We start from the raw sequence: 24,821 nt of genomic DNA on the forward strand, positions 1-24,821 counted from the left end.
TCGGGGCAAATTATAGTAGACGGAGGTGATAAACATGACTAACAACAACAACAAACCACAACAACAAAAAAATGAAGCTGAATTTGCTCAAGAGCAAAACGCTGCTGAAAGAGCTGGAAAAGCTGCTAAACAGCAAAATCAACAAAACCAACAAAATAAATAAAAACATAGTGAGAAAATTGAATACTTAACAAGAGACTAGTCAACTGGCTAGTCTCTTTCTATGAAGCCCGTTTCCCCAATGTAAATGAACCTTCACAATAACTCTTATGGGTTGGATAGATCCTTATAATAATGAACATTTTCCTCATACATCTTTAACATAGAAAAACCTCCCAGGACTTTTCCGGAGAGGTTAGTGTGATTAGCTTATTCTTTATGGTCTGAAGTGTGCACTTATCCAGAAATAAGATAAAATCATTATAGGAAGGGGTGAAGGAACTCACAAAGATTTCCCCCTGCCAGGTTAAGACTGAGCTTTCTTTTTTAACGGTTTGTACGCAACAAAAACCGCAAGAACTGCGGCTACTACATTGATTAAGGTCCCAATAACGGGAGACCCTTTATATCCATAACTATGATACAAATTTGTTAAAATCAGACCAGCAATGAAACTTAGTATGATGTTACTTCCAATGAAAACTCCAATAAAAATAAAAAATTTCTTAGCATTTTTCCACAAAATTCAGCACTCCAGTAAATAAAATATCGTTAACAGTACAGTAACAGAATTTTTTAGGAAAAACCAGCATAGAAGCGTACTGAATAGAGTCGGGTATCCTCTGGACGTGGAAAAACACGAAAAAACAGAGTACGTCATCCGACGTACTCTGTTTGGAGTTTTACAATTGAATTACTTTTGAACGTTAGCTGCTTGTGGTCCACGAGCACCTTCAACAATTTCAAATGTAACGTCTTGACCTTCTTCTAATGATTTGTATCCTTCACCTTGGATAGCAGAGAAGTGAACAAAAACATCGTCTTGACCTTCAACTTCGATGAAACCGAAACCTTTTTCAGCGTTAAACCATTTAACTTTACCTTGTAACATAAAACAAGTACCTCCTAGTGCAGTTGCACATAAAAATATTTATATTCCTGCTCTGATTAAGATTCAAGACGAATGTTCTTCAATCATGCATATTAACCGAACAAAAATAACTATCTTTACTATAACAGAATCTCATGCAAAACTCAAGAATATGAATGGGTCTTTCTGTAAAATGCGAACGAGAATTTAGTCCACGATTGAAATATTGTGTTCTTTTGCATAGAGTTTTTTGATCATACGTATTTGTCCCCTATGGTTGATTTCATCTTCAAATACATGAAACCATTTAAAGAAGTTATTTCCTTTTTCACCATACCACCAGTTCGTTTCTTCATATAGCCAATCCTCATCCAGTTGTTTGAACTGCTCCACCGTTTTGTTCCTGGTTCTCTGCAGATTTTCAAGGTAAAATTCGACTCTATTTCCATTAATCAACTCGGCTGCTTTACTGCCTAAGCTTAAGGAAGGTTCCAAGGTCATTGCGAATTCCTCGATTTCATCATCACTTAAATTTTCGAAGGTCAGGACCTGATAAATTTTTTCAACTGCATCAAAATGGGCAAGAAGCATCCCGATTGAATTTGCTTCATCGTGACATCGATAGTCAAGCATTTCCAACGGTATGTTCTCAACTTCACTGATAGAAGTGAACCGTGCATAATCCATCATTGAAAGGAGTAAAGAAAAGTCTTTCTTCATTCCATTTTTTTCTTTAATTAAATATATTGAGTTGCTCTCCATTGTTTCTCCCCCTCCTGTGCTTCTCTTACTTTATATTGGATAAATAAAGGGAAACTCCTTGTTTATTTTGTCGATTATTCAATTATTTAGGACTGTGCTGTGGATCTTTTAATAAATCACGTATCTCTTTAAGCAGTTCTTCCTTCTGATCGACCGTCACTTCCGCTTTGATCTCTTCTTTGCGTTCCATTTTCTTATATAGCCGTATTATAAAGAATATTACGAGGGCTATTAGGAAGAAATCCACTACGTTTTGCAGGAACACTCCATATGTAATGACAGCGTCTCCTACCGTAACTTTTAAGTTTGTAAAGCTGATGCCACCAAGCAATATACCTAGAAGGGGCATAATGATATCGTCGACCAGGGATTTGACGATTTTACCAAAAGCAGCACCTATAATCACCGCCACTGCAAGATCTATGACATTACCCTTCACGGCAAACTTTTTAAACTCCTGCCACATTTGCATTCTCCTTTTGTTTATATATGACATACAGGAACTTTGCCTGTCAGGATTTAGTTTACCACAATTATACAAATTTATATGAGGGATTAGATTTCTTTCTGCTAAACTAGTCTTTCACTATTGGACCTCCTTCCATGTAATGGAAGACTTCCCATGACGTCACGCGTAAAAGCTGGCTGGGATTCATACCTGTAATCGGTCCGTTATGTTACGATTGAAGAAAGTCGATGGGAGGAATATATCATGTTTACGAAGTTACCAAAAGAACAGAAAGACACAATGATTGAACGAATTCAGACATTTTATTATGAGCAGACCGGTGACGAAATTGGAGATTTAGGTGCTGAAAATTGGTTTGATTTTTTCATGAAAGAAATTGGTCCATATCTCTATAATCAGGGAGTGATGGATTCTAAAGATGTATTAATGGATAAGATGCTTCTTCTCGAAGATGAATTGTATGCCTTAAAAAGGCCGATCAATACTAGATAATCAGGACAGACAAAGGAGCAGGACATTGCAGTCCTACTCCTTTGTTACGTTATGAAGAACTTGATCATCAATTCGACCGTTATCATTAACAAGTTCAATTGTGACGGCTTCTTTATCTTTGTTCTTTATTTCACTTATCAACTTGTCAATCTCTTCCGGTTTTTTAATGTCTACTGTTTTCTTAACCTCAAACTCTTGTGATGATTCTCCCTGCTTACGGCTCTTTAATTCCTCATCTGTATAAATCAGATCCGTTCCCAGGGCGTTTTTAATCGTGGTTCCCTGCAGGAAGAAACGGGTTTGAAACGGAGTATTCGGTTCAAGTGCTTTATCTGTGACCACTCCTCTGAAAGTAATCGTATTGGCCTTTTCATTTATTGTCACTCCACCACTCACGACCATTTCAGCAGCATTCCGGTTACAGGCACTTAATAGAATGGCCATAAGGATTCCCGCTATGAGTACTACTTTTGATCCTTTCACTAAGGTTTCCTCCTTATATGTATGTGCATTATTATTCTACCAAATGTTGAATGATAAGTTCCAGAAACAATTGTTCCCTGCACTTTTCGTCCTTAGTTTTTCATGCAAGATAAGTGGGAATTAATGATAGGGGGATTTATGGGAGATTTTGGTCAGGGAACTTAATGAGGTGAAGTGTGGATCCGGTGGTGAATGTACTTTGTCATCCAATTTTATCGTATAATACCCCTAGGAAAAATTACTTGGTGGCCTGATCAAGTCGCCATGTTCACTTTTGGTTGTAGTGCACTAAGTGCGTACTGATTTCCGATATAGCTTATAGCTTTTTTGATTCTTCATTATTTTAGTTTGATCTTACCACCAATCGATGACATCCAGTAAATCAGCAGGACGATTGTTAATATATCACCAGCTAAATCATTACTAATAGAGAAGCGAAGGAACCTTAGATGAACGGGATAGAAATTTCCGTATTATCTATTGGCTTGATGACTTCAATAACATAAGGGAATTTGAAGTTTTCTAGAGAACTTTAAAAAATTCACTTATTACTTTTTCAGATGCTTATTACATACGGCTTTAAGGATAAACAATTTTTCCTGTACACTTAACATTCTCCAGCATTTAGCACGAATAATCATAGTTATTCCCCTCTCCTTATTTTCATCATCTTTTACTTACTTCTCTTTACCTCCATCTCAACCATTACAAACACTTCAATATGCTACATATTCACAAACAAAAATACTTTCTCCGACATGTTGCCCTATCGAAAAAAGTATTAATTGAAAACGAATATCAATACGAATAGATATTTGTAGAATTTCTTTTTTATAAAGATTTCGTTTACATTTAAAATCATGTTTAATAATAATTGTCTCATGGAAGTGATTGCAATTAAAACAGCAAACTTTTAGAAAGCATCTTATTGAAAAGACCATTTACGAAAGGAGTTTCACAAAATGATGAAGAACTCTGGCTGTTAGCCCCCATATGACTTTGTCTTCATAGTAATAAAAATGTTCTTTTATATTTCTTGCTTGCCAATTGTAATTTTCTCCACCCGGGATTTGTTTGAACGGAAAACTCTCTTCTGGCTCCATCTTGAATTTGATAGTATACAAGTCTGGTTCCCTTTCCTGAAGATAGGTTAAAGGTGTTGTAAAGATTTCCTCGACCTCTGCTTGATTCGGTTTTAACTCTTTTAAGGATGCATTTATTTTGCCAACGTATGGATAAATAATTGTCCCAAAAGGAGACACGATATAATCGAGTGGATACACATCTGTAATCGTGTCCGTATGAATTCCCAGCTCTTCTGATGTCTCACGAATAGCTGCTGATTTCTCATCCGAATCACTTCGATCGATCCGCCCCCCGGGAAAACAAATTTCCCCTGGTTGTCTTCTCATATTTAAGGAACGAACTTCAAATAAAACTTGCGTTTGGCCGTTAACCTCAATCAAAGGAAGTAGAATAGCATATTCAGAAAATGTTTCACTTCCAAGTACTTTCGGTGTTCTTTCTTTGAATAGCTGCAGTATCTCATTCACATCCATTCTATCCCCCCTTTTCACATAATCTATTCTATGATTTTCTTTATTATAGTATGAACAAGTAGCAAGACCAAACTATACGTTTCCCCACCTTCCCATTCTATCCTATCTATAATTCTATCGCGTACTGTAGTAATCATAGAAGACCATTTTTTCCAATGGGGGCTGTTCTGTCTGGTCCGACATTCCTATATTGCTTTTAATCCTAAACGAAAAAACATCCTGCTGAAACTTTCGGCAGGATGCTTTGTTTCTTATTGTGGTTTTGGTTTACTTCCTTTCCATTCCTGAATTCCATCATCCTCGATAATACCCAACGTTACGTCCGCAATATCCGGGTCACTCATTAATTTATCCTGTATAGCGAATTTAATATCATCCGCTTCAGAAAGTGGTAATCCTCTTTTCAGTTCAAGATACGATTCAACATGATAGTATCGTCCTTCCTGAGTGATTCTTAATTTGAAGATATCGATTACTGCTTCGTGCTCAAAGATCGCACTTGCGATACGGTCCTCGACTTCTTTCGGGGCAGCAACTCCTATCAGACCGACCATGTTGTCATACCCGACCCTGAAGGCCACTCCTACCATCAGGAATCCAATAACAATGGTGACGATTCCATCCAAAAGCTGATAGTCAGAGAAGTAGGACACCAATACAGCAATCAGGGCTAAGATTGCCCCTGAAACAGCGACTAGATCCTCATAAAATACGAGCCTTGTCGGTGGTGACGCACGCTTTACGTTTTTAAACGCTCCTGACAAAATTCCTAAACCTGTGCTTTCATCTCTTGCTTCTTGTCCGATTTCTTTCATTACTTTATAGAGAATGGCCCCATCGATAAGGATATTCAGTAGTAATACAAATACATTCAGCCAAATGCCCTTCACCAGAGCGGGATGTTTTAGTAAATGAATCCCTTCCCGTATGGTTTCATAGGCCATAATGGAAACAACGATAACCGCAACCATACAAAAAAGATTGATGACTCTTCCGAATCCTGTCGGAAACTTCTCTGTTGGTTGCTTCTCAGAAAGAACACTTCCAATAAATACAAAACCTTGATTCACTGCATCAGCTAATGAATGCATAGCTGATGCAAACATTGCTCCACTTCCACTAATGAAATAGGCTATCCCTTTTGCAATCGCCAGAATCCCGTTCCCCACCATGGCAAAAAACGATGACTTGTTTCCTTTCTTCAACATTGAAAAAAAAGATTGATTCCCCACATTCCACACCACCCATACAGATTCTTAACAAGTAGTATCTCACCAGAATGAACTTTCATAAGTCAATTGACGAACCTTTTCAGCTTTTCTATACTGTAACAATGAATGTATAGATGATTACATGTAAAACGAATCTATTTAGGTCAGGAGAACAAAACATGGATTTTACTATTCAGAACCTTTCCTTTTACTTAATACAGGTAGAGGGTAAAGGGGAAGAAGCCGATAAAAGGCATAAGCATTTTCAGACTTTAACTGGAACCGAGTATGAAGAAAGCCCATTAAAAAGCTTTTTAGATGGCGAACTAACCAAAATTGTGAAGCGGAAAGTAGACCGACATTCAAAGTCAGAGTCTGCTCCCACAAAAATTGGACGATTTGTAGTGGAACCGGGTCATGAACTGACTTCCAATCCAAATTATAATTTATTTCACCGCACACGTTATGCCGAAAACAAAGAGGACTTTCGCGAAGCCTGTGATCAAATTGTTCAAATGTACATAGAAGCGAGTGCTATCCGCGGTGGTGCATTCCTCGTTGCGACTGCAAAGCTGACGAAATTTTTTGATGATCCGTTTGTGTTCATTATGAAATGTGATTTCGAACCTAAGGTTGCCACTATAACCGATGAAGCGACTCTGATTCACAATGTCGAAATGGCGATTACGACGAAAAACATGAAATCCATCCAATACCCCTATATGCCTGAGGAAGGCATGATGGACTCTGCCGAAATCAAGATCCATCAAGCATCACATGCCAGATACTTTGAAGATTTCTTGAAATGGGTCGAATATGAAAAGTCTATGCCCGAAATCGTGAAATCCCAAGTTTACGGCATGGTGAAGGAACATATCTCTGAAACCTATGCTGAAGAGAGCGATGAACGTGTTGAATTTGAAGAAGCGGTGGAAGAATGGGCAATCAGTCCAAAGCGTGAGCTTCAGGAAAGGTTCACAACTGAACAAGTGGTAGAAGCCACCTCCCAAATCGTCGAGCAGTCACCAGAAGTCGAACTGAAGGTGAAACTTGATCATGTCTCCGTTAAAGCTCTCCTTTCCGACTTTGGTGACAGCATCCATCTGGCGAAAGTGAACGGTCGATATGTCCTGATGATTGAAAGCGAGTCCGTCATGTTTGAAAAAGGATTCTCCCCTCTTGAATTTTTAAAGCCTGATGAGCTGCATGAAGTGATCCAGCGAATACAAGAAAAGGAATAAGCTGAAGCCATGTTTTAAGTACATGGCTCTTTTTTTCAAAAACCTCTTGTCTAAATGAAGGAATTTTCATAAAATTTAGTAAGTATTTTCTTTACATTTTGAATAATGGAGATGAAATATGCTTACTTCAAAACAGCTTCAAGACATTAAAAACCTGCAGATTGTCTGCGAAAAACACGAAGATATAAATTTAAAACTGAACTGGGATATGCTTAAAAACCGCACAAACATCCTGGATGATTTTCTTCTTTACAAAGAGGATCAACTGATTGGATTTTTAGGTTTGTACGGCTTTGGTGAAACATATGAATTATGTGGGATGATTCACCCGGATTACCGTAAACAACAACTATTTCAAGAACTATTCCAGAAAGCCACCCAGTCACTAAGGTCACGATCTGTTCAAAAGCTCTTACTTAATTCTCCCGGCTCTTCAGCTTCCGGAAAGGAGTTTATTGAGAAAATAAAAGCCTCTTATGATTTTACAGAATATGAAATGAAGTGGAATAAAAAAAGGTTGTCCTTAATCGACTCTGATCTTAAATTACGGAATGCATCTGAAAAGGATATAGAAACGATCATTGACCTTGATGTAAAATGCTTTCATGTTGTAAGGTCTGATGCTGAATCCTATACCAAGAGATTGCTTGAATCAGGGGAAGGAAACTTAATGATTGTATATAAAGGAGTTACCGTAGGGAAGATTAGAATTCAAAGAGTGGACAATCGAAGCTTTATTTACGGCTTCGCTATCCATCCCTCCAATCAGGGAAAAGGCATCGGCAGAAATGCCTTGTCTCAAGTCGTGATGAAGGAATCCGAGTGGACCAGCGATATTTACCTGGATGTAGCTGCTACGAACAGGAATGCACTTAAGCTTTATGAATCAAGTGGATTTCAGATCTTCTATAGTCAGGATTACTACCAGTTTTCTTTATAAGATTTAAGCCATATTAAGGAGTAAAGCACAGAGGTTTAGACCCCTGTGCTTTTTTAACGGTAAAATTTATGTTCTATTTTCCACGTGTCTTCAATGGTCAAAACACCATGCGAGAAGTAAGGAAGTTTACGTTTATCAGTGGGAGATCCGGGATTAAACAACAGTCTCCCTTTCATATAGCGGGAATATGGGATATGCGAGTGACCAAAGACGATCAAGTCTACCTCATCAGATTCGAACGCTTCCAGAACTCTTTTTTCCGTTGTTTTTGCCTTCCCGTCTCCGTGCACCACACCGATTTTCAGTCCTTTTTTCTTGATGATTCTTTTTTTTGGAAGAAACGCCTGAAGATCTGAATTATCCACATTTCCGACAACGGCAATCAATTCTCCGTACTCCATAAACTCTCGATAAACATCAAGGGTTTGAAAGTCCCCGGCGTGAATGATTAAATCACTTTTCCTGAGATCATCCTTCAGAAATTCCGGAAGGCCTCTCCTTGTTTTAGGCATGTGGGTATCGGACACTACTATAATCTTCATCTCATGCTCCTTTAGGTTTCACTGGGCTTTCTCTTTCAATTGTTTCCGTTCTAACTCAATTTGATCAAGGTCTATTCGGTTAAACAATGGTGCTGTCACTTCAATGCTGACCTCCACCGGCAAAGATATCGGCACCCACCCTGATTGCCCGACCATCCCCAGCTGATCAGCCAGATTTGAAGAAGTGAAGGGTAAAAACGGCTGAATGAGATTCCTTAAGTTACATAATACGTAGAGGAATTCTTCTAATATCTTCCTTCCTTCCTCCCTGTCCTCTTTTAATACATTCCACGGTTTCAATTCATCAAAACGCTTATTCGTCCATCGAATGAATTCGAATGCTTTTTCAATTCCCTGTCGAGTGTTCCCTTCTTCAATCGATTGGCCAACCGAATAAAATGTTTCTTCTATTTTATCCTTAACAACCTTAGGTACAATAGAAAGCGAAACGTTATGACCAAATTCTTTCCCATAAAATTTTAACGTGCGTTGAACCAGATTCCCCAGAGCTCCCAGCAGTTCACTGTTGTGACTATAAATGAATTCTCTCCAGGAAAAATCTGCATCTCTCTTTTCCGGTGCATTAATGGTGAGAAAATACCGAATGGAATCTGGATGATAGTCGTTGAGAAGATCCTTCACCCAAACAGCCCAATTCCCGCTCGTTGAAATTTTCCTTTTTTCAAGCGTCAAGTATTCATTTGAAACAATATAGTCAGGTAGATTCCTTTCGCCAATTCCAATTAGAATGGCCGGCCAAATAATACTATGAAAAGGGATATTATCTTTTCCATGAACATAATAGCACGTGGTTGCCTCCTGCCAAAAGTCTTTCCACTCACGCTGATGCTCCCTCGCCCACTTTTTTGAAGCACTCAAATATCCGCTCACAGCTTCTATCCATACATAAATTTTCTTATCTTGAAAACCTTGAATCGGGACCTTCACACCATTTTCTAAATCCCTTGTTACCGGCCGGTCATGCAAGCCCTCCTTTAGATAGCGATTTGTGAGCAGAAGGGCATTATCTCTCCATCTGGTGCCATTATCCATCAGTAATTGTTGAAGAGGTTCCTGCAATTTAGAAAGGGAGAAATATAAATGCTTTGTCGTTTTAAGCACCGGTTCATGACCACAGAGCTTGCAGGTTTTATCAGTTAAATCAGTCGGATCTAAAACCGTCGAGCATTGATCACACTGATCACCTCTTGCCTTCGAGCCACAAACAGGACAGACTCCTTCCACAAACCGATCCGGCAAAAATTGATGATCATGCTCACAATACGTTTGCTCCACTTCTTTTTCATAAAGCCATCCCCGTTGATAAAGTGTGGTAAAGATGTTTTGAACTTCTTTATGATGATATGAGTGATCAGTTCTTGTATACTCATCATAACTAAAGCCTAAAGAGTGGAAACACTCCAGGAACTCGTGGTGATATCGATTCGCGACCTCTTCAATACTTGCCCCTTCCTGTCTGGCCCGAATCCCAATGGGGGTTCCATTACAGTCACTTCCTGACACATAGAGCACATCTTCCTCTTTTAAACGGTAATATCGTGCAATAATGTCCCCTGGCAATAGGGCTGCGATGTGCCCTAAATGTAACGAACCATTGGCGTATGGCCAAGCGCCACCAATAAATATAGTCATGACCTTTTCCTCCTCCTGAACAATATAAAAAAACCCCTCGTCCTTAGATATCAATCGACATCTAAGGACGAGGGGTTGAACTCGTGGTACCACCTTAGTTTATAGCTTGCTCACACAAGTCTATCTCAGCAAGTACGGAGCATAAAAGAGCTCTTATACCGTGACATGGATAACGGATGCCCATTCCCGTCCTACCCTACACCAAAATGGTTCGAATAGAATGCTCCGAGACCATTTTCCATAAAGAGCTACCCTGCTTCTTTTCAGCTTCCGAAGCTCTCTGATAAAGGACTCATCTATGTACTCTTCTCATCAACGCAAATTAGATTTGTTTATATTATGCCACTTTTTCAAAAAATTGCAACATCGCTTTAAAGGTTTTATTTGTGAGTATTAGTGGAAAGGTGAATAGACGATACTATTTTATTAGAACTGATTTCAGCAAAAGAGGTGATGCCCTGTTGTTTTCATTACAAAAGCAATTCAAGCATCCTAATGGATTACTAGGCTGGTTTGTCGGAAAAGTAATGGAATTCGATAATCGAAAAATAAATAATTGGTCCATTAAGCAATTGTCCATTAAAGATGGCGATCATATTCTGGAAGTAGGCCATGGGCCTGGATATTGTATTCATCGCATTTCAAGTCGTTTTCCTAAATCGCTTGTTGATGGAGTTGATATTTCTGAGACAATGAAGAATACAGCACAGAATAAGAATGAAAAAGCCATTGAGAACGGAAGAGTTCGCTTATTTGTTCATGATATTAGTCAATTTGAATTGAAAAATGTGGAGTACGATCGGATTTTTTCCGTCAATAACTATCCCCTATGGAAGGACCAGAAAAAATCCCTTTCACATTTATATAATATGCTAAAAAAAGGTGGCATCCTTCTCATCACCGTCCAACCACGCGGGGATGAAGAAAGGGATAGCCGTGCGAAATACTATGGCGAAAGTATTTCTGAAGCTTTAGGTGAAGCTGGCTTTAAAGATATCACTCTTTCTTATAAGAAAGTTAAACCCGCCTTAACGGTAAGTGTGAAGGGTGTGAAGTAATTTTGCAAAAATAGGAAACCTCTTGAAGAAAATCATTTCTTCAAGAGGTTTCCTATTTTACTATTTACATGTTTTTAATCGACTTTATCCGGTACAAATCATTAATAAATTCCCGTTGACATCTCTAAAGTTAAAATATGAAAAATTGGGAAACGTGATGATCCTGGATTCAATTGGACTTTCTTTTCGTGAAAGTCTTCTCTTACTTTTTCTATTTGAGTGGTTTGGAAATTACAGATTGGAACATTAGAAGCAGGAGGAGTGAATCCTTTTTCCTCTTTTAGAGTTAGTGATGTTTCACCCATCTGGAAAGTGTAAACGGGAATGTCCTCAATCTCATTATACTGCACGGGATCGATTTCAAAACCCAGTACTTTTGCGTACCAATCCACAGACTCCTTTAAATCAGCCACCGGAATAAACACTGTATTCAGTTTTCTATGAATCATGTGAACTCCTCCTTATGTAGCAATTTGGAATCGTCATCCGTTTGACCTCTCTATCAATTATGTCTTATATTGTCAGATTAATAGAAATAGTAGTACAATACAACCTTAATCTTCGCATTTCGGATTCAAAAATAAAACAGCCAGCCCACTTAGGACTGACTGTTACCATTTTATTCTTCTGTATTGTTTTCTTCAGTGTTGCTTTCTTCTTCCATGTTTTCTTCCGTTTCAGTACCTGTGTCTTCCTCTGTGTCTCCACTGCATCCGGCTGCAAATGTTACTACTGATAGAGCTGTCATTAACATTAATAACCACTTTTTCATACTTTTCATTTTTATAGCCTCCTGTTATGATGCTTTGTTCAACTACATCTCTATCATACTGATTTCTGAAGGAAAAAGAAGGCTATTTACCTTTATTTAACATACATTTAGAATCTGTTAATCTATGCCTTCATTTATTTACGAAGAATTCAGTAACCTTTACAAATTTAATGCTTTAGCTTTTGAAGCACTGATTAATGCCTTTATTTCATCAAGTGATTCATGCTGAATCAAATCGATTATTTTGCTTCCAACGACTACTCCATCACAGTAATTACTCATGGTACGCACATGTTCAGGAGTAGATATTCCAAACCCGGCAAGTACTGGTACCGGACTGTTTTCTTTCAATTTATTCAGGTGATTTGAAATATTGTTGCCAAACCCATCTCTTGTCCCAGTAATACCATTAATCGTTACAGCATAAAGGAACCCATCAGTAACGGAAGCCAATTCCTGAATTCTCTCTAACGGACTCGTAAGCGTAGCTAATTGAATAATAGCGATTCCATTTTCTTGAGATGGTGCCCGAACCAATTCATGATGTTCAAGTGGCAGATCAGGAATGATCACACCGTCCACCCCTGCATTCTTACAATCCTGAAAGAAACGCTCTACTCCATATTTGTAAATGGGATTAATATACGTCATAAAGACTAACGGAATGGCAATTTCCTTTCTGCTTTCCTCTAACACTTCAAAAACCTTTTGCAGTGTCGTCCCATTCTCCAGTGCCCGCTTCCCTGCCTCTTGGATGGTCGGGCCATCGGCAACGGGATCCGAGAACGGGATTCCGACTTCTATGGCCGTCGCTCCTCTTTCTTCGAGCATTTTCAAGGTTGATATCAAGGTCTCTATACCCCCATCCCCTGCCATCACGTAAGGAATGAATAGTTTGTTTCCTTTATCCAGTTCAGCTTTAAACGTATATTCAAGAAATGATTTACCCATGTTGACTACCTCCCAGTAACTCTTTCACTTGTTCCACATCTTTATCCCCTCTGCCGGATAAACAAATCACTACTGACTCTTCTTTCCTCATTTTTTCAGCTAGCTTCACCGCATAGGCGACTGCGTGTGAGCTTTCCAGTGCCGGTATGATTCCTTCTGTCTGGGACAGCTGCTTAAATGCATCTAATGCTTCCACGTCTGAAATGGACGTATATTCCACTCTATCAATGTCTTTCAAGTAGCTATGCTCCGGCCCGACACCAGGGTAATCAAGGCCTGCTGAAACAGAGTGGGCTTCTTGAATCTGTCCTTCATCATTTTGCAGCAGGTACATCATGCTGCCATGAAGAATCCCGACGGACCCCTTTGTTAATGTGGCTGCATGTTTGTCGGTTTCAACCCCGCTTCCAGCCGCTTCCACACCGTATAAGTCAACTTCCCTATCATCAATGAACGGGTGAAACATTCCGATGGCATTGCTGCCGCCTCCAACACAAGCGACGATGGCCTTTGGCAGGCATTTTTCCTTTTCGAAGAATTGTCGCTTTGTTTCTTTCCCGATCACACTTTGAAAATCCCGTACCATTTTAGGAAATGGGTGTGGCCCTAACACCGAACCGATAATATAGTGTGTGTCTTCAACATTTGCGACCCAGTAGCGCAGGGCTTCATTGACTGCATCTTTTAATGTGGCACTTCCCTGGGTGACACTCACCACTTTCGCTCCCAGTAACTCCATTCTGAATACGTTGAGTTTCTGTCGGCGTATATCTTCCTCCCCCATAAAAATGACACAATCCAGGTTTAAAAGGGCACATACGGTTGCCGTTGCAACACCGTGCTGCCCTGCTCCAGTTTCCGCCACGATTTTTCTTTTGCCCATCCGATCAGCAAGCAGGGCCTGACCGATTGTATTATTGATTTTATGAGCACCCGTATGATTGAGATCCTCACGCTTTAAGTAGATTTTCGCTCCCCCTACCTGTTTGCTTAGATTTCCAGCAAAGTAGAGTGGGTTTTCTCTTCCTACATAATCCTTTAAGTAGTTTTGAAGGTTCTCTTGGAATTCTTTATCCTTAGAGGCTTCAGCATAAGCCTTTTCCAATTCTTGAACAGCCTTCATCAATGATTCCGGAACGAACCTTCCCCCGAATTGCCCGAATAACCCTTTTTGATCTGGTTGTGCGTATATCATCTCAATTCCTCCATCCATTGGTTTAAAATATCATTATACCGACTTTGCCTCTCGAATAAATGATTCAATCTTTCTTCTATCCTTCTTCCCATCCGTCTCCACACCACTTGAAACATCCACCATATAGGGACGGACCTTGGTGATCGCCTCCCGTACATTATCCCGATTCAATCCACCGGCAAGAATCAAGTGTTGAGGGACGTTTAGTGCATGGACATAATCCCAATTAAACGTTGTCCCATTCCCTCCACGATGGGGCCCCTTTCCACTGTCCACCAAAATCATCTCTCCGCCAAAGTGTTCGATCCCATCTAAATCTTCTTTTTCCTTTATCGAAATCGACTTGATAAAAGGAAGATTGAGACTATCACAAAATTGGACTGATTCATCTCCATGAAGCTGTACGTAATCTAGTTTTACTGTTCTGGATATTTCCTCCATCTTCTCTTTAGCCTCATTTACAAACACGCCAATTTTTAATACATGCGAAGGTAGTGAAGCACTTATAAGTGCTGCTGATTCCACGTCAATCTTTCTTTTACTATCAGCGAACACGAATCCTATCGCATCAGCTCCTGCTTCAAGTGCCCACAGAGCCTCTTCTTGCCTTCTTATTCCACACACCTTTACCTTGGTCATTTCACCACGCCTTTTCTCACTTGTAAGGAGGCAAGCTTAGTTGCAGGGTCATCACTTCTCATTAACGTCTCTCCGACAAGTACCCCATCCGCACCTGCGTTTACGACTCGGTGACAGTCATCTTCATTTCTTATTCCACTTTCACTTATGAACACGATATCTGTTCCATTTACCATGGAGCCGAGAGTTTCTGTGATCAGAAGATTTACTTCAAAGGTTTTCAGGTTACGATTATTCACACCAATTATGGTTGCCCCTAATTCCACTGCGACATTCATTTCTCCTTCATTATGCACTTCTACCAGAACTTCCAAGCCAAGCTTCGTTGCATAAGAATATAATTCTTGTAATCTGTTAACATCCAAGGCAGACACTATAAGAAGAATAACATTTGCCCCGGCGTCTTTTGCACGGTCTATCTGGATTTCATCGATAATAAAGTCTTTACACAGAATAGGGAGGGAGACTGCTTTTCGAACATTCGCCAGATCTTCCATACTTCCTTTAAAGAAAGGAGCATCGGTTAATACCGATATGGCACATGCGCCCGCTTCTTCATACTTCTTTGCTTGAATCACGGGATTCACTTCTGTTCGGATATCTCCTTTTGATGGAGATGCCCGCTTAATTTCAGCAATCACCTGTAGTCTGGATGCTGATTTTAATGCTTTATATAAGGAATTACCTGGAGCCCCCTTATAATAATAGGATTCATACCCTGCATTCTTTAACTTTTTAACTTCCTCTTTCTTTGTTTCAAGAATGGTTTGTAAAATGGTAGACACTTAGATCACCTGCTTTCGACGTTGTTGACTATAACGAACCAAGGAGTGGAGCTTTTCTTTTGCACGACCGCTTTCAATACTTTCTCTGGCAAGCTTTACACCTTCTGCAATGGTTGCCGCTTTGCCTTGAGCGAACAGGCCGATTCCTGCATTGAATAAGACCGTATCAGTGTAAGCTCCTTCCTTCCCATTTAACACTTCTTCTAAAATAATGGCATTGTCTCCAGCGTCCCCTCCACGTATCTCTTCCAGGGAATAACAAGGAAGTCCGACATCTTTCCCCGTTAATGTGAGTGAAGTAATTTCCCCTTGATCCAGCAGAACGAGATGATTTTCTCCTGCTAATGAGGCTTCATCCATGTAATCAGCTCCATTAAGCACAATCGCTCGTTTTCTGCCTAATTCACGTAAAACATTGGCCATCGTTTCTAATTTATCTCTTCTATATACCCCTAGGAGTTGAGTTTCCAGATGAACAGGATTCGTTAATGGTCCAATGAGATTAAAGATGGTAGGAATCTTTAATTCTTTTCGGACCGTCATTACCCTTTTTAAACCTGAGTGAATATGGGGTGCAAATAGAAAAGCAATATTGGTTTCATCCAGTAAACTTTCCACCTCATGAGATTGAAAATCGAGTGCTACCCCTAAATGTTCTAACACATCTGCACTACCGGTTTTACTGGAAATACTTCTGTTACCGTGTTTCGCAACCTTCACCCCGGCCCCTGCAAGAACAAATGCACTTGTTGTACTAATATTAAAGCTTTGGGATCCGTCTCCACCTGTTCCGCAGTTATCCAATATTCCTGGTAACGTGCTTTTAATCGGCATGGCTTTCTCCCTTAAAACTTCAACAAGAGCGGTAATTTCATCTACTGTTTCCCCCTTCATCTTTAATAGGGTCAGAAAACAGGCGATTTGACTATCCGTTGTTTCTTCTATGAACAATTTTTCTACTGCCTTTCTCATCTCTTCTCTCTCTAATGAATGACCGCTAGATAGCTTCTGTAGATAGTGTTTCACGGTTATTCTCCTTTCTCATCTGAACTAAAAAGTTTTGAATGATTTTCTTTCCTGTTTTCGTACCAATGGATTCAGGATGAAATTGAACCCCGAACATTGGATACTTCATATGCTTTATCGCCATGATTTCTCTATCATCCATGGACAATGCGACAGTCTCTAATTGTGTCGGCAGGGTTCCATTCTTAATCACCAGGGAATGATATCTCATCACTTCTAATGGTTGCGGCAGATATTCGAATACTCCAATGCCATCGTGTTTAATGAGTGATGTTTTTCCGTGCATGACTTTCTCAGCCACTTCGATGGTTGCCCCGAATGCTGCCCCGATTGCCTGATGCCCTAAACAAACCCCGAAAATCGGCACACTAGCGTGAAGATTCTGTATAATTGAGATGCAAATGCCCGCATCTTCCGGTTTCCCTGGACCAGGTGATAGAATAATTCCTGCAGGATTCAGTTCCTTGATTTCTTCTAATGAAATAGCATCATTCCGTTTCACGATTACTTCTTCACCGAGCTCTTCTATATATTGATACAGGTTATACGTAAAGGAATCATAGTTATCAATAAGAAGGATCATCCTGTCACCTCCAATAATGATTTAGCTTTATTCATGGTTTCTTCATATTCACTGTCTGGGTCTGAATCATAAACAATCCCTGCACCGGCTTGAACATATGCCGTTTGATCTTTAAGAACCATCGTCCGGATGGCCAGGGCAAAATCCAAATTCCCGTTCACCCCGATATACCCGACGGCACCTGAGTACACGCCGCGCTTTGTGGTTTCAAGTTCATTAATGATTTGCATCGACCTGATTTTCGGCGCTCCGCTGACGGTACCTGCCGGTAAGCAGTGTGTTAATGCTTCCAGTGGTGTCACTTCTTCTTTTAATTCACCCTTTACTTCCGAAACGATGTGCATAACATATTTATATCTCTCAATCGTTAAGTACTTTGAAAGGTGAATCGAGCCGATCTCACAGACTCTGCCTAAATCATTTCTTCCTAAGTCAACCAGCATTCGGTGTTCAGCGATTTCTTTTTCATCTGTAAGTAATTCCTTCTCGAGCTCCCTGTCCAGATCATGTGTTTCTCCCCTTCTTCGTGTTCCTGCAATTGGATTCGTGGTGATTTCCCTCCCTTGAACTTTAAGTAAGCTTTCTGGTGATGCCCCCATTACGACATAATCCTCGAAATCAATGAAGAACATGTAAGGGGACGGGTTAGATTTCCTCAAGCTTCTATAGAATGAAAATGGATCTCCAGAAAAGGACGCCTTAAGTCTTTGAGAGAGCACGACTTGAAAAATCTCACCTTCTCCTATGGATTGCTTTGCCACCTCCACTTTTTCCATGAATTCATCTTTTGAGGTTTGAGCATGGAAGGAAAGGCGATCTAGTTTCTTTTTATGAGTTTTCAAATACACATTGTTCAGCTCAGCCTCGACTTCCTTCACCTTTTTATCCAGATCTCCTTTTTGATCCTCTGTCCACTCATTCATGACGACAATAAATACTTTGTGCTCCAGATGATCAAACACAATGACTTTTTCATAAAACATGAGATGAATATCCGGCATTTCCAATTCATCTTGAGGAGTTACACCGATATCTTCGTAGAGTCGAATAACGTCATATCCCAGATATCCAATCCCCCCTCCTGTAAAAGGAAAAGGCACACCTTTTAGTTCGTGGGAAGGAATAAGGTTTTGAATGATTTGAATGGGATTCCCCACTATTTCATTAATTTCGTTTACAAATGTTTTTTTAAACTGTATGGTATTTCCGTATGCTTTACATTCTAAAAATGGATCACTCCCTACAAATGAATACCGACCGGATTGTTCATGCTTCAATGAGCTCTCCAATAAAAATTTCTTCTTACCTTTTAACGATTGAAAAAGTGAGATGGGAGTAAATATGTCTCCGTTTAATTCTTTCACTACATAATCCAATGCTTGCTGTTTCATCATTTCATGCCTCCAATTCAATGTTCCACTTGAAAATCCATAAAAAAAAGTCCCCTATGAACAGAAATATCCGTTCATAGAGGACGATGCTGACCGCGGTGCCACCTCTGATTGGGATACTTTGACGTATCCCCTCTTAATTCAAGTACAGGGCATGAATAACCCGATACTCTATCCTTTTAACGGTGGAATTCCGTACGATCCTACTTCCATTCAGATCATCTCTCATAAGTCCATTCCAGACAAGCTATCATGCTAAGGTCTCACCATCCTTAGCTCTCTGTCATGCATCACTTGAATGTACTCCTCTTACTCAACGATTTATCATTATTCAGTTATAAAAAAAGGGCATCCCTATCCATTTACATCATGTAAAGGACGAGATACCCGTGGTGCCACCTTTGTTGACTGCCTGAACAGTCCACTCAATCGTATCGAAGCGGTTTGCTTGAATACGCGTCTTTTGTAACGATAAGACATTCGCCAAAGCCTACTCCCTGAAGTTTCGGTTTGGAGGCTCAGAAGTCCATTCCCAAAGATCGTTCACACTGGTTCTCACCAACCACCAGCTCTCTTAAGTGTCGATCAGAGGTACTCCTCTTCGTCAAAGCCATTCGCTCATTTAATTAATTGTTTATTATACTAATAGCTTTCTCCCTGGATGTCAACTGTAAATATTTAAAATAGTATTTCAGCCCAGAGCCAACTTGTTCACATCACGGTAATCATCATCGAATCGCAAACTGGTTTATAACCGATTTCCATATAAATCTTATTAGATGTCGGATTATCTAAATCCGTATAGAGTGAACAGAATGCATGATCTTTCAAAAGCAACCGGCTGAGCTCGGCTACGACAGAAGAAGCATACCCCATTTTCCTGAATTCTTTCGGTGTATACACGAAATTTACGGTTATGCCATGATCCGTTCTTCTCGCTCCTCTCGCCATTGACACGGGCTTTCCATCTACCTCCCACAAATACACATACTTTTCGTTTTCAATCATATCCCTTGAACGCAGGATAGCCTCTTCATCAGTTAGGGGATTTTCTCCTGTATCCTTTACAAATCCTATTAACCAATCGGCAAGAAGGGCCTCATGTTCTTTGCTAATTGGAACCATTTTTCCATCACTTAGTGGAATATCTATCACCTTATTCAACTGGTACACCCGCTGGTTCATACGCACATGAAAACTCGATCCCGTTTCGTTACACCATGCGTGGGCTAATTGAAGGGCAATTTCTTTCTCGGCAATGAAGCCAGGAAATGTAATATGGGATTCCTCACAAAACCTTTTGAGTTGTTCGACTATTTGAGGAATGTCTTTTTTCTCCACATTTAGTGTACTTACCAGATAATGTGGGGGAGTCATGATGAATGATCCAACCACAGACCCCTCCCCATTTTCCACTAATAGAAGCAATGGATTCTTATATTTGTCACTTACTTTCATAGTGTTCAGTAAACCTAATGGTAAGTTATTCGCGGCCTCATCTTCTATTAGAAAAGAATGAACCCTTTCGTTATAATGTGCTGCGTTTCTATACTTTGTCAGCTTATACATATCATCACCCCATTATAAAATTCGATTTACATGAGGGGATTCCCTTCTTGATTTTGGTGAATTCCTACCTGTAGTGGAATGAAAAACAACAAACTATTCGAAAAGAGCAATAAAAAAAGATGGATGGACTAAATCCATCCATCTTGCTGATATTGTGCTTGAGTAAACAGGGAAACGAGCACATACATGAAAAAGGAAATGATAATTGGAAAAATGACCGTATGCATATCCAGATAATTAGGTGCGAAACTGTGAAATAAGATGTACGCTACCAGTCCTGAAATCATAGAAGCAAAGGCACCATGGGCATTTCCTTTTTTCCAATACAGACCTAAAACAATCGGCCAAATAAATACAGCTTCAAGGCCTCCAAATGAAAATAAATTAAGCCAAATAATTAACTCAGGAGGACTCAACGCCATAAGAAAAACGAGAATTCCCGTTATACTTGTCACCCAAAAGCTAATCCTTTTGACTTGTTTTTCCTTTGCATCCTTATTGATGAAATTCATATACACATCTTTCACAATAGCCGAGGATACAATCAATAATAATGAATCCACTGTCGACATGATCGCTGCCATCGGAGCAGCCAGGACAATCCCTGCAAGCCATGGCGGAAGAACTTCTAAAGCGAGAAGGGGCATGACTTTATCAGCCACTTCTATTCCCGGGACCACGACCCTTGCAAGCACACCAATTAAGTGCATACCGAGCATAATGGAACCGACAACAATGGTTCCGATAATGAGCGCTCTGTGTAAGGACCTGGAATTTTTATAGCTCATGGCTCTAACTGCCACCTGAGGCAATCCGATCACTCCCACTCCTACTAAAATCCAGAAAGATGAAATATAGCGGGCACTTAATTCTCCATCATGACCATGAGGACTTAATAAGTTAGGATTTTCCGCTTTCAATCCCATCATGATGTTCTCCATGCCCCCACCGGCGATGATGGTGGCAATCAATAGAATAATGGTTCCACCAAGCATTACCACCCCTTGAATCGCATCCGTGATGGCAACCGCTCGAAAGCCTCCAATAATAACGTAAACAAGAACCGATACGGCAAATAGGAAAAGAGCACTCTCGTAGGATAAACCGGTTAATGATTCAATGAGCCGTGCTCCCCCTACCCATTGAGCAATCATGGCTGAGAATAAAAAGATGATGATACTACTGGCCGATAGAATTGTAATTTTATTGCTGCCATATCTGCCTTGTAGATAATCGATCAATGTAACGGCCTTGTATTTCCGCGCCATGATCGCGAACTTTTTCCCGAGTATAAGGAGAACAAAGTAACCTGTTACAACCTGTGACATAGCCAAAAGAACCCACGATAAACCATATGTATATGCTGCGCCCGGTCCTCCGATGAAACTACTTGCACTTCCATAGGTCGCAATCATGGTCATCGCCAAAATAAACCCGCCAAGCTGTCGGCTTCCCAAGAAGTATTCCTGGACGAAGGAATCTGCTCTTCTCACATTTCTGGCCGTATACATTCCCACAATAAAAATCAAGATTAAAAAAGCGAATAAGGGAATCAATGCCATACTATTCATGATCATCCTCCTCATCGTCAAAAGGAATGTCAGTAAGCATGTACTTTACGACAATAATCACTAACAATACCATAAGAAAAAAGCCAACGATGCAGCTGTAAAAAAACCATTCAGGCATCCCGAGGATCCAATCGTAATCTGAAACCGGCTGACCACCTAACCCGAATGCAAAACCATACCACCATAAGAAATTTATAAGAACAAGTGCTATTCCTATCAGTGCCTCGTGACCAGCAACCCTGAACCTTTTATCTTCATTATGATCCACTTACTTTTATCCCTCCTTAAAATACACATTCTTTAACAATTTACGACAGGAAGAAATGAAATGCAATATAAAAAGACAGACCCGAAGCATCTGCTTCGGGTCTGTCTTTTTATATCTAATAAAGGGGGTTTTTCATGAACCATTCTCTCTATTGAAAGAGGGGGAAACTCTTTTGTTCAAATGAGAATGATTTTCAATATCATTGTAATCTCTCTAATAATAAATGTCAACACAAAACCATTATTTCTTAAAGGAAATATTTGGTGCCTCTAAATGTGAATTATGGTAAAATTCTAAATTGAGCTCATATTTTAGAGAGAGAATCGAGGGGGACATGTTTGAAAGAGAAATTCAAATCGTTTGGAATACCATTTGTGTTAATCGTTCTGTTTATAGGGGCACTATTTCTTCACCAGCTGTTACAAGTCAAACAACAACCACAGCCTGATTGGAGCAGATCCATTCCATTAAACTACACTTCTGAAGAACGCCCTGTTATCTTTAATGGAGAGGAAGGACTCTTCTTGGCCAGTAACGGGAACATTACAGGATTTACTTTCGAAGGCCCATTGGATTCAACCAAAGAAACAACGCTAGACACCCGCGTTACCCGGGGCCATCCTTTTTGGACAGACGGTACTAAGGTAATTCAGATCAAGGATGACAAGATAATCTCTACAGAGAGTAATGAAGTAACGACGCTTGCTGAGGAAGCAACTGGGATCAGTACAGCATGGAAATCTGTGTACTTCTGGAATAAAGAGAACCTTTTTTCTCTTAACCCTGCTGATTTATCAGTGAAAGAAGTTTTCAGCTTTCCTAATGAAATCCTGGACGTCTATTTTGGAAATAATGGCAGTGCCGTAGTACAGGTTAGACAAGATGATGGTCACTCTCATCTGTACTACATGGATGATACGTTACAAGTAGTGAAAGATCCATTTGCAATTGTAAACACAGCAACGAATCATCAAATTAATGGTTTAACCTTTACCACAGGAAACAATCATTTAACTCTTCTTTATAATGAAGAAATGCGAGCCCAGGGAACATTGTCATATAAAATTTTCAAGTTGCAAACACCGATAGATGAAATAGGATCTTCTATTTTGAAGCCCACAAAAATAGATTTTACGAACGAAATGTCAGGGGGAAAACTTCAAAGTCCAAGAACCGCACAACTTCTATCCATTAATGGAGAAGAATCCATTCTTTTCACATCTGAAGGTCATCGGATTGGGGATGATAATGCGATTAGTCTATATGTAGCACCTTTCAGTGACTCTGATCAATTAACAGCGGCTCCAGTCAGTACAACAAAACATTTTACATATTCTCCACTTCAGCTCACCAATAAGAGCATTGCCTGGTTGGATTATGATGGAGATACATATGAATTATTTGGTGCTTCACAGGATGCAATAGTTATCGCCAAAAGCACTGAGTGGTCGAAACAAAGTATCAAAGAAGCTGTTAACAATTCCGTACTTATGATGTTCAGCAGCTTAATTACGGTTATGGTTTCATTCTATTGGGTATTACCTTCCCTATTTCTTTTAATTCTGCTCTATATTTTTAAACCAAATATATTTGAAAAGGAGGAGATCAACTGGGTCGAATATGCCTCCATCATTATGTTTTTAGTAATGCCGCTAACCTTCATCTCAAAAGCGACGGGCGAATACTTCTTCTTTGCAGCTCCCGAATACCTGATGTTTTCAGGAAGTGAGTATATAGTATTGCTCGTTATCAGCGCCCTTACTTCACTATTATGGAAATTCGGGAGAGATCCTGACTGGGGTACTTTTGGTGGAGTATTTTATTTCATGGGTATTTATATTCTTCTCTATGCCACTTCAATGGGACCGTATATTTTTAATTTATTTTAAAAGATAATGGAATAAAGCAAGCGCTCAGAAGATTTTCTGGGCGCTTTCCATTTAATTCTCTCTTTCTTCCCAATGTTTTCGTTTATGGAAGTAAGCATAAATGACGATACAAAGCGTCAACCATGCACCTCCCGCAGTGAACCCTCCAAGAATGTCACTCGGATAATGCACTCCTAAATACACTCTGCTAAGTCCAATCAGTAGCACCAGAAAGCTGACCACAATGACACTTGCCCACTTATATCGTTTATGATCTAATGCCCGAAACAATATGAAAGCAAGGGTTCCGTAGAAAATAAAGGAACTCATGGAATGACCACTGGGAAAACTATAACCGCCTTGCTCGATCAGTGCTTCAATATCCGGTCGTTCCCGTTTGAAAATCCATTTTAGCAGCCAATTAAATCCTGCTCCTGTTGTGATGGTAATTCCTACAAACAGAGCAAGTGGATACTTCTTGAGAAACAAAAGTATTACCACGACACTGATTGCAAATATTGTGATCCCTTTGATGCCACCCAAAAAGGTAACTGACATCATAAAGGTCGTTAACTTCGGGGAAATGAACCCCCTTACAATCTCAGAGACACTATTGTCAAATTGTGCTATTTCATTTTCTTTCCATTCCTCGACTATCGTGACGAATCCCCATGTAAATGCAATTAGACAAATGATTGAAAGGACAACAAATACTCCTTGTTTTAATTCTTTCTCCTTCAATACTTCTCCCTCTCTTCACAAA

The 24,821-nt window shown here is 39.8% G+C and carries 28 protein-coding genes and 3 other annotated features; of the genes, 6 read left to right on the top strand and 22 right to left on the bottom strand.

Features of this window, described 5'->3' with window-relative positions:
* Positions 1–34: 34 nt before the first annotated feature.
* Positions 35–163: a hypothetical protein gene (locus F0342_RS25475; RefSeq protein ID WP_262481762.1), complete on the top strand. Its 129-nt coding sequence runs from the start codon at positions 35–37 to the stop codon at positions 161–163.
* A gap of 303 nt (positions 164–466) precedes the next feature.
* Here F0342_RS25475 and F0342_RS15370 read toward each other — a convergent pair whose 3' ends face one another.
* The 4 genes from F0342_RS15370 to mscL form a co-directional block, all read right to left on the bottom strand.
* Complete coding sequence (locus F0342_RS15370; RefSeq protein ID WP_149156772.1) at positions 467–682, bottom strand: hypothetical protein; 216 nt, start codon at positions 680–682, stop codon at positions 467–469.
* A gap of 171 nt (positions 683–853) precedes the next feature.
* Positions 854–1,051, bottom strand: a complete 198-nt coding sequence (cspD, locus tag F0342_RS15375) for a cold-shock protein CspD (RefSeq protein WP_032088076.1) — start codon at positions 1,049–1,051, stop codon at positions 854–856.
* A 186-nt stretch (positions 1,052–1,237) separates the two neighbouring features.
* A complete protein-coding gene (locus tag F0342_RS15380) occupies positions 1,238–1,792 on the bottom strand; it encodes a DinB family protein (RefSeq protein WP_262481763.1) in 555 nt (184 codons plus the stop codon).
* Between the two features lie 82 nt (positions 1,793–1,874).
* Positions 1,875–2,258, bottom strand: a complete 384-nt coding sequence (mscL, locus tag F0342_RS15385; RefSeq protein WP_149156773.1) for a large conductance mechanosensitive channel protein MscL — start codon at positions 2,256–2,258, stop codon at positions 1,875–1,877.
* 246 nt (positions 2,259–2,504) lie between these two features.
* Between mscL and F0342_RS15390 the strand changes: the two genes are divergently transcribed.
* The gene (locus F0342_RS15390) at positions 2,505–2,753 is read left to right on the top strand and encodes a DUF2164 domain-containing protein (RefSeq protein ID WP_262481764.1); all 249 of its coding nucleotides are present in this window, start codon (positions 2,505–2,507) and stop codon (positions 2,751–2,753) included.
* A 33-nt stretch (positions 2,754–2,786) separates the two neighbouring features.
* Here F0342_RS15390 and F0342_RS15395 read toward each other — a convergent pair whose 3' ends face one another.
* The 3 genes from F0342_RS15395 to F0342_RS15410 all read right to left on the bottom strand — a co-directional run bounded on the left by F0342_RS15395 (position 2,787) and on the right by F0342_RS15410 (position 6,003).
* The gene (locus tag F0342_RS15395; protein ID WP_149156775.1) at positions 2,787–3,236 is read right to left on the bottom strand and encodes a hypothetical protein; all 450 of its coding nucleotides are present in this window, start codon (positions 3,234–3,236) and stop codon (positions 2,787–2,789) included.
* A 941-nt stretch (positions 3,237–4,177) separates the two neighbouring features.
* On the bottom strand, positions 4,178–4,795 hold the full coding sequence (locus F0342_RS15405; RefSeq protein WP_149156776.1) for an NUDIX hydrolase: 618 nt from the start codon (positions 4,793–4,795) through the stop codon (positions 4,178–4,180).
* A gap of 251 nt (positions 4,796–5,046) precedes the next feature.
* The gene (locus tag F0342_RS15410) at positions 5,047–6,003 is read right to left on the bottom strand and encodes a cation diffusion facilitator family transporter (RefSeq protein ID WP_149156777.1); all 957 of its coding nucleotides are present in this window, start codon (positions 6,001–6,003) and stop codon (positions 5,047–5,049) included.
* 182 nt (positions 6,004–6,185) lie between these two features.
* Here F0342_RS15410 and F0342_RS15415 point away from each other — a divergent pair, with 182 nt between their 5' ends.
* A complete protein-coding gene (locus tag F0342_RS15415) occupies positions 6,186–7,247 on the top strand; it encodes a DUF3900 domain-containing protein (protein ID WP_044336647.1) in 1,062 nt (353 codons plus the stop codon).
* A gap of 118 nt (positions 7,248–7,365) precedes the next feature.
* The gene (locus tag F0342_RS15420) at positions 7,366–8,187 is read left to right on the top strand and encodes a GNAT family N-acetyltransferase (protein ID WP_149156778.1); all 822 of its coding nucleotides are present in this window, start codon (positions 7,366–7,368) and stop codon (positions 8,185–8,187) included.
* A gap of 53 nt (positions 8,188–8,240) precedes the next feature.
* Here the strand turns inward: F0342_RS15420 and F0342_RS15425 are convergent, their stop codons facing one another.
* Entirely contained in the window at positions 8,241–8,729 is a 489-nt protein-coding gene (locus tag F0342_RS15425) for a metallophosphoesterase family protein (protein WP_149156779.1), read from the bottom strand.
* 18 nt (positions 8,730–8,747) lie between these two features.
* Positions 8,748–10,406: a methionine--tRNA ligase gene (gene metG, locus F0342_RS15430; RefSeq protein ID WP_262481779.1), complete on the bottom strand. Its 1,659-nt coding sequence runs from the start codon at positions 10,404–10,406 to the stop codon at positions 8,748–8,750.
* 36 nt (positions 10,407–10,442) lie between these two features.
* Positions 10,443–10,707, bottom strand: a binding site (T-box leader).
* 136 nt (positions 10,708–10,843) lie between these two features.
* Between metG and F0342_RS15435 the strand changes: the two genes are divergently transcribed.
* Positions 10,844–11,440 (top strand): class I SAM-dependent methyltransferase, encoded by a 597-nt coding sequence (locus F0342_RS15435; protein ID WP_262481765.1) that lies wholly within the window; start codon positions 10,844–10,846, stop codon positions 11,438–11,440.
* Between the two features lie 101 nt (positions 11,441–11,541).
* Here the strand turns inward: F0342_RS15435 and F0342_RS15440 are convergent, their stop codons facing one another.
* From F0342_RS15440 to F0342_RS15490, 12 genes are all read right to left on the bottom strand, one after another.
* Positions 11,542–11,889 (bottom strand): VOC family protein, encoded by a 348-nt coding sequence (locus F0342_RS15440; RefSeq protein WP_149156781.1) that lies wholly within the window; start codon positions 11,887–11,889, stop codon positions 11,542–11,544.
* A 170-nt stretch (positions 11,890–12,059) separates the two neighbouring features.
* Entirely contained in the window at positions 12,060–12,221 is a 162-nt protein-coding gene (locus tag F0342_RS24955; RefSeq protein WP_188048576.1) for a hypothetical protein, read from the bottom strand.
* Between the two features lie 150 nt (positions 12,222–12,371).
* Positions 12,372–13,163 (bottom strand): tryptophan synthase subunit alpha, encoded by a 792-nt coding sequence (gene trpA / locus F0342_RS15445; RefSeq protein ID WP_149156782.1) that lies wholly within the window; start codon positions 13,161–13,163, stop codon positions 12,372–12,374.
* The gene (gene trpB, locus F0342_RS15450; RefSeq protein ID WP_149156783.1) at positions 13,156–14,358 is read right to left on the bottom strand and encodes a tryptophan synthase subunit beta; all 1,203 of its coding nucleotides are present in this window, start codon (positions 14,356–14,358) and stop codon (positions 13,156–13,158) included. Before trpB ends, trpA begins: the two co-directional genes overlap by 8 nt.
* A gap of 33 nt (positions 14,359–14,391) precedes the next feature.
* The gene (locus tag F0342_RS15455) at positions 14,392–14,997 is read right to left on the bottom strand and encodes a phosphoribosylanthranilate isomerase (protein ID WP_149156784.1); all 606 of its coding nucleotides are present in this window, start codon (positions 14,995–14,997) and stop codon (positions 14,392–14,394) included.
* The gene (gene trpC, locus F0342_RS15460; RefSeq protein WP_149156785.1) at positions 14,994–15,782 is read right to left on the bottom strand and encodes an indole-3-glycerol phosphate synthase TrpC; all 789 of its coding nucleotides are present in this window, start codon (positions 15,780–15,782) and stop codon (positions 14,994–14,996) included. Before trpC ends, F0342_RS15455 begins: the two co-directional genes overlap by 4 nt.
* A complete protein-coding gene (trpD, locus tag F0342_RS15465) occupies positions 15,783–16,808 on the bottom strand; it encodes an anthranilate phosphoribosyltransferase (RefSeq protein WP_149156786.1) in 1,026 nt (341 codons plus the stop codon).
* Entirely contained in the window at positions 16,780–17,391 is a 612-nt protein-coding gene (locus tag F0342_RS15470; RefSeq protein ID WP_149156787.1) for an anthranilate synthase component II, read from the bottom strand. The genes trpD and F0342_RS15470 overlap by 29 nt, the downstream gene beginning before the upstream one ends.
* The gene (trpE, locus tag F0342_RS15475; protein WP_149156788.1) at positions 17,388–18,785 is read right to left on the bottom strand and encodes an anthranilate synthase component I; all 1,398 of its coding nucleotides are present in this window, start codon (positions 18,783–18,785) and stop codon (positions 17,388–17,390) included. Before trpE ends, F0342_RS15470 begins: the two co-directional genes overlap by 4 nt.
* A 73-nt stretch (positions 18,786–18,858) precedes the next feature.
* Positions 18,859–19,108: a binding site (T-box leader), on the bottom strand.
* Between the two features lie 45 nt (positions 19,109–19,153).
* Positions 19,154–19,399, bottom strand: a binding site (T-box leader).
* Positions 19,400–19,493: 94 nt separating this feature from the next.
* Positions 19,494–20,351 (bottom strand): GNAT family N-acetyltransferase, encoded by an 858-nt coding sequence (locus F0342_RS15480; protein ID WP_149156789.1) that lies wholly within the window; start codon positions 20,349–20,351, stop codon positions 19,494–19,496.
* Between the two features lie 128 nt (positions 20,352–20,479).
* Positions 20,480–21,922, bottom strand: a complete 1,443-nt coding sequence (panF, locus tag F0342_RS15485; protein WP_149156790.1) for a sodium/pantothenate symporter — start codon at positions 21,920–21,922, stop codon at positions 20,480–20,482.
* Positions 21,915–22,190, bottom strand: a complete 276-nt coding sequence (locus F0342_RS15490) for a YhdT family protein (protein WP_149156791.1) — start codon at positions 22,188–22,190, stop codon at positions 21,915–21,917. Before F0342_RS15490 ends, panF begins: the two co-directional genes overlap by 8 nt.
* A 338-nt stretch (positions 22,191–22,528) precedes the next feature.
* On the opposite strand from F0342_RS15490, the gene F0342_RS15495 reads away from it, so the two are divergent.
* Entirely contained in the window at positions 22,529–24,079 is a 1,551-nt protein-coding gene (locus F0342_RS15495) for a hypothetical protein (protein WP_149156792.1), read from the top strand.
* 51 nt (positions 24,080–24,130) lie between these two features.
* On the opposite strand, the gene F0342_RS15500 is transcribed toward F0342_RS15495, so the two are convergent.
* Positions 24,131–24,799: a phosphatase PAP2 family protein gene (locus F0342_RS15500; protein ID WP_149156793.1), complete on the bottom strand. Its 669-nt coding sequence runs from the start codon at positions 24,797–24,799 to the stop codon at positions 24,131–24,133.
* Positions 24,800–24,821: the final 22 nt, after the last annotated feature.

Origin of the sequence: Bacillus sp. CH30_1T (genome assembly GCF_008364765.1) — a bacterium.
Lineage (GTDB): Bacteria > Bacillota > Bacilli > Bacillales > Bacillaceae_B > Rossellomorea.